Consider the following 15,677-nt stretch of genomic DNA (forward strand, 5'->3'; position numbering starts at 1 on the left):
AAGTATTTTTCACTTTCATGTTTGTACAAAAAATGCCTATAATCCTAGCTATATCATTAGCTTTTATAATTTCAATGACTATATCTTTAATTTTAGGTAATCTTTTGATGAAATTAAAATTGGGCAGAGCACTAATAGGTTCTTGATCGGCAATTTAATCTATTATAAGTTTTTTGGTTATATCTCGGTCTCTGTCCACAAGTTGCACAAAATAAACACCTGCTTGTAACATACTGATATCTACTTGCTCAATCGTAACAGGATTTAAGTTTTCATTTAAAATCTTAACTGATTTTACTAGCTTACCTGTTAAATCATAAAAGTGAACATCTGACTCTAATGAACTTGATGACAGTTTAATATTAACACTATTTTTTGCTGGATTAGGAAAAATATTTAGAGAAGTTTCAGATTGTTCTTCACTAGGTGTTACGACACTATTTCCACAATTAGCATCTACCCCTACTATAACTGTGTCTTCATCATAACTCATAGCGTTAAAAACAGTTACGGTATATTCTGTTGTTTCAGTAGGAGATACTTCGATAGACTGGGTGGTTTCACCTGTACTCCAAAAATATTCATCACCTCCTGTAGCTGTTAATATTACAATTTCATCTAAACATATATTGGTATCTGCACCTGCATCTGCAACAACAGGCTCATATACATTTACTGTAACTTGTTTCTCATCAAAACAATCACCTATATAACCCACAACTTCATATGTAGTTGTTGCATTTGGACTTACAGCAATATTAGGTTGAGTCGCACCATTATTCCATTGATATGTATTGGCACCAGATGCTGACAATGTTATAAAATCACCACTTAATATATCAACACTTTCTCCGTTAGTTATAACTACTTCAGGGCTTGGATCAACATAAACAGTGACATCGTCAGTATCCTCTTGTTGTCCTTGTGTAACTGTAACTGAATAAGTTGTCGTAGACAAAGGACTAACTATAATACTTTGAGTAGTAGCACCTGTACTCCATAGATAGCTATCACCTTGTCCTGCAGTTAATACTACCTCATAGCTTTCGTTATTACAAACACGTTCATCAGTTCCTGCACTTGCCATAAATGGTTCTTCAACAATAACCGTAACTTGGGCTTCCGAAGAGCAAGAATTTGAAGTACCTATTACCGTATATGTTGTTGTTTGAACTGGACTTACTGAAATTGAAGCTGATGTTTCTCCTGTACTCCAAACATAGTTATTCGCTCCTTGAACTTGTAACGAGACAGTTTCACCTTCCACAATGGTAACATTGTCAGTAATGCTTAAAGTTGGTATTTCATTTACTGTTACAGTAACACTATCAGAATCTGAATTACCATATTCATCAGTCACAGTTATAGTATAAGTTGTTGTATTTGTTGGACTAACATTTAAACTTTGAGTATTATCACCTGTATTCCAAGCATAACTTACGCCTCCAGAGGCATTAAGGATTGTACTTTCGCCTTCACAAATTGAGACATCATCACCTGCTTCAGCTACGACTTCAGGGATTACTGTAACCGTAACTTCTTCTGTTGCTGTGCATCCATTTGTTCCAAGTGACGAAACAGAGTATGTTGTTGTTACGCTTGGGCTTATATTTATAGTATTTGTTGTTTCACCCGTACTCCATTCATAATTATCACTCCCGCTAGCCGTAAGTACTGCTGATTCACCATTTACAATGACTAGGTCATTTGTTACATTAATATTAGGCGCTTCATTTACAAAAACAATTACATCATCAACACTTGAACAATTGTTTTGAATCACCTCTACACTATAATTTGTTGTTGTACTAGGGGAAACTGAAATTGAAACTGTTGTTTCACCAGTGCTCCATATATAAGAATCACCTCCAGATGCCGTGAGCGTAATTAATTCTCCTTCACAAATTGTTTCATCCTCACCAGCGTAAGCACTAGGTATTGTATTTACTATAACAGTAACTTCATCTGTATCAAAATTACCATAACCATCTCCAACAGTAACACTGTATGTTGTTGTTTCTAATGGACTAACAGTCAATTGAGATGTTGTAGCACCAGTATCCCAAGCATAACTAACACCACCAGAGGCATTGAGTGTTGTACTTTCTCCTTCGCAGATTGAAACATCATCACCAGCACTTGCCATTAATTCATCTAAAACTGTAACAAGAATATCTGCTGAAGTCTCACATCCATTTTCAGAAATAGCAGTTACGGTGTAAGTGGTTGTTTCATTTGGGGAAACTTCAATTGAAGCTGTTGTTTCACCTGTACTCCATAAATATGTATCTCCACCATTAGAAACTAAAGTTGTTGAATTTCCAATCATGACGTAAACCTGATTGTTTACTACTAAATTAGGAGCTTCATTAACAAAAACTGTAATAGAGTCAGTATCGGAATATCCATAATCATCAGTAACAGTAACTGTGTATGTTGTTGTCTCTTCAGGACTGACAGATATTTCTGCTTGGTCTTCACCTGTGCTCCAAGAATAAGTTGATCCTCCTGTTGCAACTAAAGAAATTGTTTCACCGTTACAAATAGTTACATCCTCACCTGAATCAGCTACGACTTCAGGAATTACAGTTACTAAAATTTCTGCATAACCAATACAACCATTTTCACCAATAGAACTAACGGTATATGTTGTTGTTTCAGTAGGATTAACAGTTATAGAATCGGTTGTTTCACCAGTACTCCATTCGTAATTATCTACTCCACTAGCGATTAATGTTGTTGAAGTTCCATCTACGATAACCACATCTTCTGAAGTAATAATTATTGGTGAAGGGTTTACAAAAACAGAGACACTATCAGTGCTAGAACATGAATTGGAAATAACTTCTACATCGTAGATTGTTTCAATCTCAGGACTTACTTCGATTGATGCTGTTGTTTCACCAGTGCTCCACAAATAAGAATCACCTCCGGAAGCTGTTAATGTTATTGTTTCACCTTGACAAATAGTTTGATCTTCACCAGCATTAGCTGTAGGCATAGAATTTACGGTAACCATTACAGTAGCACCATCTGATTGACCAAAATCATCTGACACCGTTACAGCATAAGTTGTAGTTTCTACAGGAGACACTTGTATTTCTGGTGTCGTTTCACCTGTATTCCATAGGAAATAATCTCCACCTGTAGCTATTAAGGTAATCGTTTCTCCTTCACAAATTTGTTGGTCATCGCCTGCGCTCGCTTGGAGCGCTTCAGGAAAAACCGTTATCTCTGATGTATCAGTATAGCCTCCGTCATTAGATGTAAATGTAATTATTACTATGCCTTCAGAAACAGGCGTAACAACACCATTAGAATCTACCGTAGCTATTGCCTCATCACTAGAAGCCCAAACACCTGATTGGTTTGTAGCATCTGATGGCGTGAATGCTGTAGATAAGGTTATAGTTTCTGGAATTTGGATTTGAGCAGAACTAGGTAAAACTTCTACATCTTCAGCTGATACAGCTGATAAATCTACATCCACACCATTTAAGTACTCTTCAATCCAAGTATAACCTGAAGGAGCTATATCATTATGGTCTTGTCCTGCAGGTACATTATTTTGAAACCATATTTCAGGAATGTGAGGGTTTGATTGATAGAAATTATCAGGTCTTTGAACAGAAGGAATAGAAGGTAACACATATTCACTTGTTTCAAGCTTAGGTGTAAAGGATCCAGAGATAACATTATTTAACCACAGAAAATCATGCTCATCTAAATTATCACTAATACTACCGTCTTGATTTAGCCTAGAGCTACAACCAACATTAGACGACACATCTATTAGTGACTGACTTCCATCTAGAAGAGGTATTGCTCTACCTAGCAAGGTATGTTGATTATTTGCAAAATAATTATCTGGTAATTGGTCGCCATATTGGTATCCTCCACCGTCAAGAAAAAACTTCCAGCTGAGGTTATTATTACTATTCATTTCAGAAACTGAATAGGTTAAATCATTTGTATCTGTACTTTCATTTGGAGCAACAAGTATATTATCTGATGTATATATCTGAGGTATAGTACCATAAGCGAATACATTAAGGCTAGTGTTTTTCAATACAAAATTATTATAATGATAATAATTTCCTATGTGGTTCAAGCTAAAGCTACCATTACCTCTTATTAATCTTCCACTAGAATTCCAAACCACATTGTTTATAACATCTATTCTTCCGCCATCACCTGTTACATTCGGAAACCTATAACCAGAATTATAAAATAAATTACTTATAAAAGAGATTTTTGGAGATGGCCCTGTTTTTCCAGATTGTTTTCCAATGATACAACCTTTAACGCTTTCTGCAAATAAACATCGCTGTATAGTGACATTATTAACATTATCACCGTTACCTGTCGCATACCAACTTGCAGATTCATCTGCTCCAAATGCAAAACTACAATGATCAAATATTTGATTTGTCATTGTAGCTACAGAAGACAAAGAATCGTTTCCTAAGCTATCATTACTATTAGGGTAATAATCAGCATTAATTCCTCCTTTAAACCTTATATGCCTAACGATAATATTATCTACATCATTTAAATAAAACCTGGCACCATCTATAGTAATCCCCCCTTCTGGTGCAGTCTGGCCAGCAATTGTGACGTTACTATTGTCATTGTCTATATATAATAATGATGTTAAATTAATGATTCCACTTACATCAAAAACTATTATTCTAGGAACAGTCATTGATAATGCTTCTCTAAAGCTTCCTGGACCGTTATTATTTAAATTTGTAACATGAACTATAATTCCATCTCGTCCACCTGTAGTATAAGCTCCAGCTCCATAAGCGCTAGGAAATGCCAATTGTTGCGCAAATGAAGGTGGCTGAGAGATAAAAATAAATAGAATGAAGTAAAATAAGAAAGAACATTTAGGGGTAGTACACAAAAAACGCATAAGGGCTAAGTAGGTTAAGATTTAGGGACAATCTATCATTATTTATTGGCTAATCTATGGAATAAATACATAGATAACAGCTGAAAACCGTAATTATTCGACTAAAAGCAATAATTTGTAAGTTATTTCTATTGTATTAATGAATTTGATTTAAAAATATACGAATGAAGTAACCTTTTTGGATGTTATAAACATAAAAAAATGAAATTTTATTATATCAATCAACGATAATTTTATCCCGTTGACTTAAAAAGTAATATTTGAAGAACTAATTCATAATATTTGTTTTCAAAAAATCTTTGAAAATGAGTTTTAAAAGAGTTGATATAGAGAGATTATATCACTTAGATCTTATACGATTATTTGCTACTATCTATGTAGTATTTTACCACTATTGCTTTAGAGGTTACGCTAAAGGTAATTTCTCAATATTAAAATTCTCTCCTCTTGAAGACTTTTCTGAGTATGGTTATCTCGGTGTTGAGTTATTCTTTATTATTAGTGGCTTTATAATCTTAATTTCAGCTAGAAATTCTGATTTAAAAAAATTTTATATTTCTCGATTTAGAAGTCTTAATCCTGCGTTCTGGTTTAGTGTATTGCTAACTTCTTTTATTGTATTTATTTTTGGCTACCCACTGTTCCAATTAACGTATGGGCAGGTATTATTAAATCTTATTACAATGTTTAACGAATTTTTAGGTGTAGAGCATGTGGATGGCGTATATTGGTCCTTAGTAGTTGAATTGAAATTCTATTTTTTAATTGCAATTATATTATTTTTTAATCTAATAAGATACATAAGATTTTTTGCTTGGGTTTTATTATCTATAGCTATTATTCAAATTATAATCCCTTTTGCCGAAGCACCTTATTTATTGAAAATAGTATATTATGTTTGTTTTGCAAGTAAGGGCACGTACTTTGTTGCTGGAATGTTTATATATTTTATGAAATCGGAAAAAAAATTAATAAAAAATTTATTACCGATTTTACTAGCGTATGTTGTCTCAAACAAAATTGCTCATGATGATACTTTTATACGTAATGAAAGATATTTTAACTCTTATGATGAAAATGTTGTAATGCTAATAATCACACTATTTTTTATAATAATGTTTTTAGTTGGTATAGATAAGTTAAAACCATTTAATAAAAAGTTTTTCCTAAAATTAGGAATTTTAACCTACCCTTTATATTTGCTTCACCAAAATATTGGATTTATAATGTTTAATAAATTAAAACTATATATTAATAAATGGTTTCTTCTGAGTTCTGTAATAATATTCATGCTGATACTATCCTATGTAGTTAATAAATATATTGAAATCCCACTTGCTAATTATTTGAAAGAAAAATTAAAACAAAATAATATTTTTCCTAAATCTAACCCAATAAATAAGAATTCATTTTTTTAAAATTAATTTTATTCTATTATTTGTTATTTCAAATAACAAGTGAAATATTGACCTCAAACATCCATGGAACCTAAAAATTCATATAAACTCTTGACAAGACTTAAATCTTACTTGAAAAACCCTGTTTTGAGGAGTATGTTAATTGTTGCCATAGTAACTTTTTTTATTAAGGGTTTAGCCTTTTATAAAGAGACTGTTATAGCAAGTTCTTTCGGTCTTTCTGAAGTATTGGATACTTTTCTCGTGGCAGTATTGATACCTACTTTTGTACAAAGCGTTTTTTTAAATTCCTTAAAAAATTTATTCATCCCAAATTATATCATAGAAATTAAAAACGGTAGTAACAAAGGAGGTTTTCAGTCCTTAGTATTTCTAATGACTTTGATTGTTTCGTTAGTGTCTATCTTGGTATGTTATTTTTTTATGGATTTTTTTTTAGAAAATATATATCCTGGACATACAGAAAATTATTACGCTTTAGTTAAAAATCAATTAAATATTATTTTACCTAGCCTTGTGCTTTGGGGGTTTTCCACTGTTATTTCTGGACTTCTTGAAGTTGACAATAAATTCTTTGTAGCTACGATTCATCAATTTTTTCCTTTAATAATAATGTTATTATTTTTATTTTTTTTAAAAGAAAATCTTGGAGATAAAGTATTAGCTTATGGTACATTAGTAGGAAGTTTAAGTAGCTTTTTATTCTTATTAACGTATGCAATATATAGCAATAAATTACTATTAAGTAAACCTGCTATGAATACAAACTCAAAGATGATGTTATCGCAATTACCCCCAAAGATTACATCAAGTTTTCTTTCTAGTATGAATAATTTTATAGATCAATTTTTTGCTGGACAATTGGTAGTAGGCTCTATTGCGGCATTAAATTATGGTAACAGAATCCCAGCTTTTGGTGTTACCATAGTTATTATGGCCTTAGGAAGTGTGCTTCTTCCCCACTTTTCTAGACTTGTAAATACAGACATTAATTTAGCTTATAAGTATTTATTCAAAATACTAAAAATAGTTGTAAGTACTAGTGTAATTGTCGTTATAATTGTGATTTTTTTTTCCGATGTAATTGTAGAAATTTGGTTAGAAAGAAATGAATTTACTCATGATGATACGATTAAGGTTTCCCTAATACAAAAAATATTACTTTTTAATGTACCTTTTTACCTTTGTACTTTAATAATGGTTAAATTCTTAACCAGTATTAATAAAAATAGTTTCATGGCAAAAATCTCATTTGTTAATCTAATGATTAATATCTTACTAAACATAATACTTATAAAGTATTATGACGTTTATGGATTAGCTTTGAGTACATCGTTTGTACTAATAATAAGTAGTTGTTTCTACTTTAGGTATACTTATAAAGAATATAAAAAAATAAGCTAATGAAGATAGACTTTATAATTTCATCTTTAGGTGGTGGTGGTGCCGAAAGAGTTTTGGCTCTTATGGCAAACAGCTTGGCAAAAAACACTAATAATAAAATATCTGTTATAACACTTTTTGAGGGGAGAGACAACTACCAACTAGATCCATCAATCAATAAAGTTAATTTAAAACAAACAAAATTTGTACCTAGCCATACAATACGAAGTGTTTTAAATTTGTCTAGACATTATTGGAACAAGGCAAACAGACCAGATGTTATTATTTCCTTTATAACATTGACCAACTTAATAACAATAATAGTAGCTAAGCTATTTTCTATAAAAATCGTAGCTCAAGAACATAACTCTTACTTGAGATATATGAAAGGGCGAAAAAAAATTACAAATTTTACTAAAAAATATGTATACAAATTGGCTGATGTAGTTACAGTTCTCACTTCATTTGACATTGAGTATTATAGGTCTCAAGGAGTAAATGCCATAGTTATGCCTAATCCATGTAGTTTTATACCCATTACCAATAACTCCCATATTAGAGAAAAAACAATTTTAGCTGTAGGCAATTTAAATCGCTATCATCATAAAGGCTTAGACAATTTGATTAAATTAATTGAACCTATTTTAAAAGAGTTTGAAGAATGGAGATTAATAATTGCAGGTTCTGGTGATACAGGGTTGGATTACTTAAGGCTGCTAGCTACTGAAAAAGGTATTATAGAAAAAGTGGATTTTATAGGGTTTGTAGATAATATATCTGAGATAATGAATAAATCTTCAATCTTTATACTACCTTCAAGATTTGAAGGATTACCAATGGTACTCTTAGAGGCTATGTCCCAAGGTATGGCATGTATATCTTACAACTGTAAAACTGGTCCATCTGACGTAATAGAAAATGATATAAATGGCTTATTAATAGAAGATCAAAATATGGCTGAAATGCAATCAAAGCTAAAAGAGCTTATTGAAAATAAAGAGCTGAGAAAAGTACTATCTACAAAGGGTATTAAATCATTGGATAAATTTCATATTTCTACAATAACCTATCGATATGAAAAATTACTTCATGAAATGATAAAATTATAAATTAATGTATAAACTAATAACTTACATTTGTTTTTATTTTCCTTTAGTAAGCAGTTGCTTAAATCTTCAGATAACCGTTTCTAAATTTGTTTCACCTGCTTTAGCTCAATTTATTGCTTATTTTAATCTTGCCTTAATTACTTTGGGTTTGTTTCTTTTTCGTAAAAACATAAAGCACCTATCACCTACAAATCAGTTATTTTTTATTTTCTATTTACTTTATTACTCCTTTGGTTTACTTGCCATGGGAACATCAGGTTTTAAGACCTCGGTTATAGCTACTTTTGTACCTGTCATATACTTTATTGGTTTTTATTTCTTGTTAAGCAATAGAGAGCAATTCAAAATATTTTTTAAAGTAATATCCATATGTTTTGTTATCTCTGCATTTTTAACTATAATCTTAATAAAATTAAATATTAATGTATATACTGGTGAAGAACACGGTTGGGAACTCGATAGAGCTGGTGGTGTTACAGGGGATGCAAATGCTGCTGCACATACAAGTATATTTGCTTTTATTCTCTTTAGCCAATTATATAGGCCAAAAAAAAATATTTTTCGTTTTTTAAAAATAGTCATATTATTAATCATTTTTTACAGTCTATACCTTACGTTTTCAACAACTGGTCTTTTCGTTTTTACAATTGTCTTTTTCTTAATAAATTATAAGTTTTTTACTGGTCTAAGGCTTACTTTACTAGCCGCTATCATACCATTATTTTATATTGGCATATTTGCATTAAAATCCCAAACAGCTAGTTTAGGTTTGTCAAAAGCTCAAACAGATAAAGTAAATAACATTATCAACTTACTTACTTTTAATTTTGACGAAGTAGATAACTCTGGCCGTGGCGATCTTGTTGAGAAAGCATTATATTATTTATATGATCATCCTATTTTAGGTAATGGAATTGACTTTTCTGTTGATAAGCTAGTACATAATACATATGTGGGAGTTTGGGTAGATTCTGGCATATTTACTTTTTTATTTTTTATTTTTATGTTATTCTGCTATTTTTTTAGGTCGTTTTCACTTAGTCCCAATATCCGTTTTTTTTCAATATCAATTTTAACTGTATTATATATTTTCATGATTAGTCTTCAAAGCGTAATAAATCAACCTTACTTAATAGTGTTATTTGTTTTTGTAGGTTATCTAATAGATTACAATAAAATAGATAAAGGCTATACAAATATTTTTGCAAATAAAAAGGGGTAGTTTTAAAAAAAAATCAGTCACTTTCTTAACAATTTAAAGTTTTAATTATACACTTTGAAGATTTATTTTGATTTTTCGCTGAAGTTAAAACATATTTACGGAAATTTAAATAATCTGTCAAGCACCCCAAATTAACCGTATATGCTATTCAATTCCATAGAGTTTTTTGTGTTCCTTCCTATAGTCTTTGCGCTATATTGGTTCATTGGTAGCAAGAACATACGTTCTCAGAACCTACTCGTTGCTGTTGCCAGTTATGTCTTCTACGGCTGGTGGGACTGGAGGTTTCTTTTCCTTATACTTTTCAGCTCTATCGTGGATTATTCTATTGGACTCTTCCTCGATAAGACTCAAGAACAAAAGAAGCGTAAAATATTACTATGGGTAAGTATATGTGTTAACCTTGGCTTTCTGGGCTTTTTCAAGTACTATAACTTTTTTGTCGACAGTTTGGTAAGCTCTTTTACCTTTTTCGGCCAACAGCTAAACATCAGCACTCTAAACATCATATTACCTGTAGGTATTAGTTTTTATACGTTTCAGACTTTGAGCTATACTATAGATGTATTTAATAGAAAACTAGAGCCTACAAAGGACTTTGTTGGATTCATGGCCTTTGTTAGCTTTTTCCCTCAACTAGTTGCAGGACCTATAGAAAGAGCTACCAACCTGCTCCCTCAGTTTTCTGTTGAACGCAAGTTTGACTACCCAAAGGCTGTTGATGGACTCAGACAGGTACTTTGGGGATTGTTTAAAAAAGTGGTCATTGCAGACAATTGTGCTAAGTATGCCAATATGATTTTCAACAATCACACAGAATATAATGGAAGTACACTCCTTTTAGGGGCATTTTTCTTTGCCTTTCAGATTTATGGTGATTTCTCGGGTTATTCAGATATTGCCATTGGTATATCTAGACTTTTTGGTTTTGATCTAAAGCGTAACTTTGCCTTCCCTTATTTCTCTAGGGACATTGCAGAATTCTGGAGACGATGGCACATTTCGCTATCCACTTGGTTCAGAGACTATTTGTACATCCCTTTAGGTGGAAGTCGTGGAGGCACTAGTATGAAGGTTAGGAATACTTTCATAATCTTTATCGTTAGTGGGTTTTGGCATGGTGCTAACTGGACATTTATCGTTTGGGGTGCATTGAACGCTATCTACTTTTTACCTTTGTTACTGGCTAACAAAAACAGGATAAATACAGATCTTGTAGCTCAGGGTAAGTACTTACCGAGCATAAAAGAGCTTGGACAAATGGGGGTGACATTCTTTATAACATTGATTGCATGGGTATTCTTTAGGGCAGATAGTGTTTCGCATGCTTTCTCATACCTTAAAGGAACCTTCAGCTCTTCGCTGTTCAGTTGGGTGGAGATATTCCCTACTACGATATTGGCACTTTTAGTCTTCTTCCTTTTGGTGGAATGGTTGGGAAGAGCTAATGAATATGCCATAGAAAAAGCAGATGTCTTGAAAAAACCTCTTAGATGGGGATTTTACGCTGTACTTATCATTTTAATGTTTGCCTTTACAGGTGAAGAACAACAGTTCATATATTTCCAATTTTAGTCATGAAAAAGTTCTTGAAAAATACTGTTTTGTTTTTTCTTGTGATTTTAGTCATTGGAGAAATTGTGGTAAGAATAACTCATTCTGTTTCAGATATACCGCAAAGAACCATTGATAAATTTCATATTCAGAAATATTATCCTAATCAAGAAGGCTATTGGAAAGGTGGTGACCATAAATGGATGATTAACAAACTAGGTTGGCCAGGTGAATTACCTGAAAGTTTTGATGATTTAATATTAGTCATAGGAGATTCCTTTATTGAAAATTTTATGAACCCAAGTGAATGTCATCAATCCAAATACTTAAAAGAGAATATGGAAGATTATAATTTCATGGAAGCAGGAAGATCTGGTGTATCTCTAATTGAAGCCATGGAGATTAACAAACAATTAGATTCCTTAACGCCATTAAAAAGTCTGATTTATGTTAATGACAACGACTTCTTTGAAAGTATAGTTGACATAAAAACAATGAAAGACATTACTCAATTAGACTTAAAAGATGAAAATGTAGTCTATGGAGAAATGAAATCTCCAGGCCTAAAAAAAGTTTTATATAATTGGAAATTACTTTATTACTTCTATAATAGATTCCCTATAGATTTTTCAAAAAGTAAAGAAGATAGTCAAAAGATTGAAGACCTTAAAGAACTATTAAAAAATAATAAAGAAAAAGTTTTTGATCTTTTAAAATATATTACTACTCACTACAAAACAGATAATCAAATCTTAGTTTTTCACCCCAACTCTAGCGAGATTATTATTGAAGCTTGTAAAGAAGTTGGTTTTGAGGTTATAATTTTAGATTCTAGTAAAAGCTCTAATGATTGGACATTTGATTACGACAGTCATTGGACCTGCTATGGACACAAACAAGTGGCTAATCAAGTTTCAAGAGCATTAATAAATGCTCTTGAAAAAAATAATTAGACCTTATTTAAACTGTTATAATTAGTTATGATTAATTCAAAAACAGACTATAAGTACTATTTAAACCAAGATAAAACTGCATTAGGCATTAAAAAAATAAGCTTAGCAGCTTCTATTTTATCGTTTTTTTCTCCTAATCCTATATGGCAGTTTCAAAAAACAATGAGAAAATTAGAATATTATTCTAATTGCAAGAACAAAGGACTTTACAAGATATACATCTTATTATTAAGATATAAATACAAAAAAATATCATTGAAACTTGGGTTCTCTATTCCTATAAATGTTTTTGGCCCAGGACTGTCTATTGTTCACTATGGAACAATAGTCATTAACAGAGCAACAAGAGTTGGTAAAAACTGTAGAATGCATGCTTGTGTAAATATAGGAGCTTCTGGAGGAAGTAAAAAAGCACCTCAATTAGGAGATAATGTCTATATAGCACCTGGCGCCAAAATCTATGGTGATATAACCATAGCTGATAACACAGCTATAAGCGCTAATGCAGTTGTAAACAAATCGTTTGAAGAGAAAAGTATTTTACTAGCTGGTAATCCAGCAAGAAAAATAAAAGAAATAGATATCACCAAGATTATTACATATATATAGTTCTGATAATCAACAATATTACGCTAGATTAATTAATAAAGATTATTCATAACAAGTAAAGCTTTTTGTTAATAATAGTCATTATCGTACAATTCAAAGATTAATTTTGATTAATAGTTATAGTAGTGGCATATTTATACCATCAAATTATTAATGGTTTGATATACCCAAATTTAAAATTATGTTAATCAACCTACATCCAAATTTTAGATATTCATTTTTCTTTATTAAAACTAAGGTTTTTAGGTTAAAAAAAACAGTCTAATAACAAAACTGATGCTACCTAAATCTAAAATAAAAATCATTTTCATCTTACCTTCATTAGTCGCAGGAGGTGCCGAACGTGTAATCTCTTTTGTCTCACAAAGTATAGATAAAACCAAATTTGAGCCTTTGCTACTTGTTGCTGGTTATGAAAATGATACTGTTTACGATGTTAGCAATGTAAAAGTCAATTATTTAAATAAAAACAGAATATTAACGGCAATACCTTCAATTATTCTATCCATAAAAAAAGAAAGACCAGATATCGTAGTAAGCTCTATAGCTCATGTTAATACAGCTATGTCATTGATATCTCCGTTTTTTAAGAACACAAAGTTCATAGGAAGAGAAGCTACTATTTTAAGCAAAAGGAAAAATGAAAAAAAGGCTAGAAAATTCTCTCCAGTGTATTTTATGTCTAACGGATTTCAAAAGCTAGACGCTATAATTTGTCAATCACAAGATATGGCTAAAGATATGGTGGCTAATTTTGAAGTTCCTGAGCATAAAACTTATGTAATCAATAATCCTATTTCTAATTTGCCGGCTTTAAAAGATCCAAGGCCTTCTAACAAGAAAATAAAAAAATACATCACTGTTGGAAGGTTAACCGAAGTAAAAGGACATTTACGATTGTTAGAAATTTTATCTCGACTTAAGACACCTTTTGAATACACTATTATAGGTAATGGAGGTTTAAAGGACGAAATTTTTGCTAAAGCTCAGTCTTTAGGACTTTCTAACACAATTAGACATATTCCTTTCACCAATAATGTAAATGATTATATAGCAGAACATGATCTATTTTTACAAGGTTCTTATGTTGAAGGGTTTCCTAATGCTCTACTAGAAAGCTGTGTGGTTGGCACTCCTGTTATTGCTTTTAATGTACCAGGCGGCACAAAAGAAATTGTTGAAAATGGAATAAATGGCTATTTAGTTGATAGTGAAAAAGAGTTTGAAGAAAAGCTTAATGAGAAAATAGACTGGAATCCAAGTGAAATAAGGGAATCTGTTTATAAAAAATTCAATAAGGAAAAGATTATAAATGATTACGAACAATTATTTATAAATGTTTTAAAAGAGTAATAGTGGTGAATAACTCTAAAAAAAATATAAGTATACTTAGTATAACTCTAGGAAGTGGTGGAGCTGAAAAAGTAATTAGTCTGCTACTGAAGTCTTTGGTTAAAGATTATAATGTTTATTTAGTTCTTTTTTATGACAACATCCACTTCTCTATTCCTGAAGGTGTTAATGTAGTTTTCCTTTCTGAAAAAGGACCAGAAAGACCTTTTTATTTGAAAACCTTAGACTCCATAAAGTTTATTTTTAAATATTTTAAATTCGTCAAAAGGAACAATATTATTGTTTCGGTATCTTTCCTAGCATTCCCGAATCTTATAAATGGTGTTGTTTCTACTTTAAACAAAAGAGTTAAAACAATAATTAGTGAAAGAGGTTTCCCATCAGATAATGTAAGCAGTAAGTTGTCGCTTTATATCTCTAAGATTTTCTATCCTATTTTTTACAATAGATGTGATAAATTGTTTTCAAACTCCATTCACATAAATAATGATTTAAAAAATAATTTTGGGATTAAAATCCCTATGGAGGTGATTTACAACCCTATTGAAATACCTCAAAAAACAATAGAACCAACAAGTCTAAATTCTACTGAAAAAAGATTGGAAATTATTACGGCTGGCACACTCAATACAAGAAAAAATCAAGTAATGATTATACGCTCTCTTTTAGAAATACAAAATAATGATAAATTTACCATTCTTGGTGATGGTCATTTAAGAGCCTATTTAACTGAAGAGATTAAAAGCTCTAAACTTGAAAATCAAGTTCAGCTAAAAGGGAAAGTGAAAAATGTTAACGACTTTCTTCTTGAAAGTAATTGCTTTGTTTTGTCATCATTTACTGAAGGTTTTCCTAATGCTTTATTAGAAGCTATGGCTATTGGTCTACCATGTATATCTACTAATTGTTTATCAGGACCATTAGAGTTACTAAATGAAAATGATGCTGTAGACATAAAAAACGGCGAATTTGTCATTGCTAAATATGGCTTATTAGTTAATAATGATGATCATGTAGGATTAAGTAAGGCTTTAGATTTTTATAGAAATAGCCCTGAGAAACGAGTAGAGTTTGGTAAATTGAGTTTACAACGCGCCAAAGAATATCATTTAGACACCATATACACAAAGTTTAACCAATTTATAACCAACTAAAGGC

The 15,677-nt window shown here is 31.2% G+C and carries 10 protein-coding genes; 9 read left to right on the forward strand and 1 reads right to left on the reverse strand.

Annotated features, from left to right (window positions below; translation table 11 throughout):
* Positions 1 to 154: 154 nt before the first annotated feature.
* Complete coding sequence (locus QGM60_RS14405; protein WP_281140950.1) at positions 155 to 4,825, reverse strand: T9SS type A sorting domain-containing protein; 4,671 nt, start codon at positions 4,823 to 4,825, stop codon at positions 155 to 157.
* Positions 4,826 to 5,223: 398 nt separating this feature from the next.
* On the opposite strand from QGM60_RS14405, the gene QGM60_RS14410 reads away from it, so the two are divergent.
* The 9 genes from QGM60_RS14410 (at position 5,224) to QGM60_RS14450 (ending at position 15,673) form a co-directional block, all read left to right on the forward strand.
* Positions 5,224 to 6,336 (forward strand): acyltransferase, encoded by a 1,113-nt coding sequence (locus QGM60_RS14410; RefSeq protein WP_281140951.1) that lies wholly within the window; start codon positions 5,224 to 5,226, stop codon positions 6,334 to 6,336.
* Between the two features lie 63 nt (positions 6,337 to 6,399).
* The gene (locus QGM60_RS14415; RefSeq protein ID WP_281140952.1) at positions 6,400 to 7,740 is read left to right on the forward strand and encodes a lipid II flippase MurJ; all 1,341 of its coding nucleotides are present in this window, start codon (positions 6,400 to 6,402) and stop codon (positions 7,738 to 7,740) included.
* On the forward strand, positions 7,740 to 8,828 hold the full coding sequence (locus QGM60_RS14420; protein ID WP_281140953.1) for a glycosyltransferase family 4 protein: 1,089 nt from the start codon (positions 7,740 to 7,742) through the stop codon (positions 8,826 to 8,828). The genes QGM60_RS14415 and QGM60_RS14420 overlap by 1 nt, the downstream gene beginning before the upstream one ends.
* A gap of 4 nt (positions 8,829 to 8,832) precedes the next feature.
* Positions 8,833 to 10,050: an O-antigen ligase family protein gene (locus QGM60_RS14425; RefSeq protein WP_281140954.1), complete on the forward strand. Its 1,218-nt coding sequence runs from the start codon at positions 8,833 to 8,835 to the stop codon at positions 10,048 to 10,050.
* 141 nt (positions 10,051 to 10,191) lie between these two features.
* Positions 10,192 to 11,625: an MBOAT family O-acyltransferase gene (locus tag QGM60_RS14430; protein ID WP_281140955.1), complete on the forward strand. Its 1,434-nt coding sequence runs from the start codon at positions 10,192 to 10,194 to the stop codon at positions 11,623 to 11,625.
* 2 nt (positions 11,626 to 11,627) lie between these two features.
* Positions 11,628 to 12,557 (forward strand): hypothetical protein, encoded by a 930-nt coding sequence (locus tag QGM60_RS14435; protein ID WP_281140956.1) that lies wholly within the window; start codon positions 11,628 to 11,630, stop codon positions 12,555 to 12,557.
* 27 nt (positions 12,558 to 12,584) lie between these two features.
* The gene (locus QGM60_RS14440; RefSeq protein ID WP_281140957.1) at positions 12,585 to 13,166 is read left to right on the forward strand and encodes a serine acetyltransferase; all 582 of its coding nucleotides are present in this window, start codon (positions 12,585 to 12,587) and stop codon (positions 13,164 to 13,166) included.
* Between the two features lie 276 nt (positions 13,167 to 13,442).
* The gene (locus tag QGM60_RS14445; RefSeq protein WP_281140958.1) at positions 13,443 to 14,519 is read left to right on the forward strand and encodes a glycosyltransferase; all 1,077 of its coding nucleotides are present in this window, start codon (positions 13,443 to 13,445) and stop codon (positions 14,517 to 14,519) included.
* A 5-nt stretch (positions 14,520 to 14,524) separates the two neighbouring features.
* Entirely contained in the window at positions 14,525 to 15,673 is a 1,149-nt protein-coding gene (locus QGM60_RS14450; RefSeq protein ID WP_281140959.1) for a glycosyltransferase, read from the forward strand.
* The last annotated feature ends 4 nt before the right edge of the window (positions 15,674 to 15,677 follow it).

The organism is Winogradskyella sp. SYSU M77433 (assembly GCF_029911945.1).
GTDB lineage: Bacteria > Bacteroidota > Bacteroidia > Flavobacteriales > Flavobacteriaceae > Winogradskyella.

Coding starts and splice junctions, on each gene's coding strand:
- QGM60_RS14410 (WP_281140951.1), top strand. CDS start 5,224: ATGAGTTTTAAAAGAGTTGATATAGAGAGATTATATCACTTAGATCTT.
- QGM60_RS14415 (WP_281140952.1), top strand. CDS start 6,400: ATGGAACCTAAAAATTCATATAAACTCTTGACAAGACTTAAATCTTAC.
- QGM60_RS14420 (WP_281140953.1), top strand. CDS start 7,740: ATGAAGATAGACTTTATAATTTCATCTTTAGGTGGTGGTGGTGCCGAA.
- QGM60_RS14425 (WP_281140954.1), top strand. CDS start 8,833: ATGTATAAACTAATAACTTACATTTGTTTTTATTTTCCTTTAGTAAGC.
- QGM60_RS14430 (WP_281140955.1), top strand. CDS start 10,192: ATGCTATTCAATTCCATAGAGTTTTTTGTGTTCCTTCCTATAGTCTTT.
- QGM60_RS14435 (WP_281140956.1), top strand. CDS start 11,628: ATGAAAAAGTTCTTGAAAAATACTGTTTTGTTTTTTCTTGTGATTTTA.
- QGM60_RS14440 (WP_281140957.1), top strand. CDS start 12,585: ATGATTAATTCAAAAACAGACTATAAGTACTATTTAAACCAAGATAAA.
- QGM60_RS14445 (WP_281140958.1), top strand. CDS start 13,443: ATGCTACCTAAATCTAAAATAAAAATCATTTTCATCTTACCTTCATTA.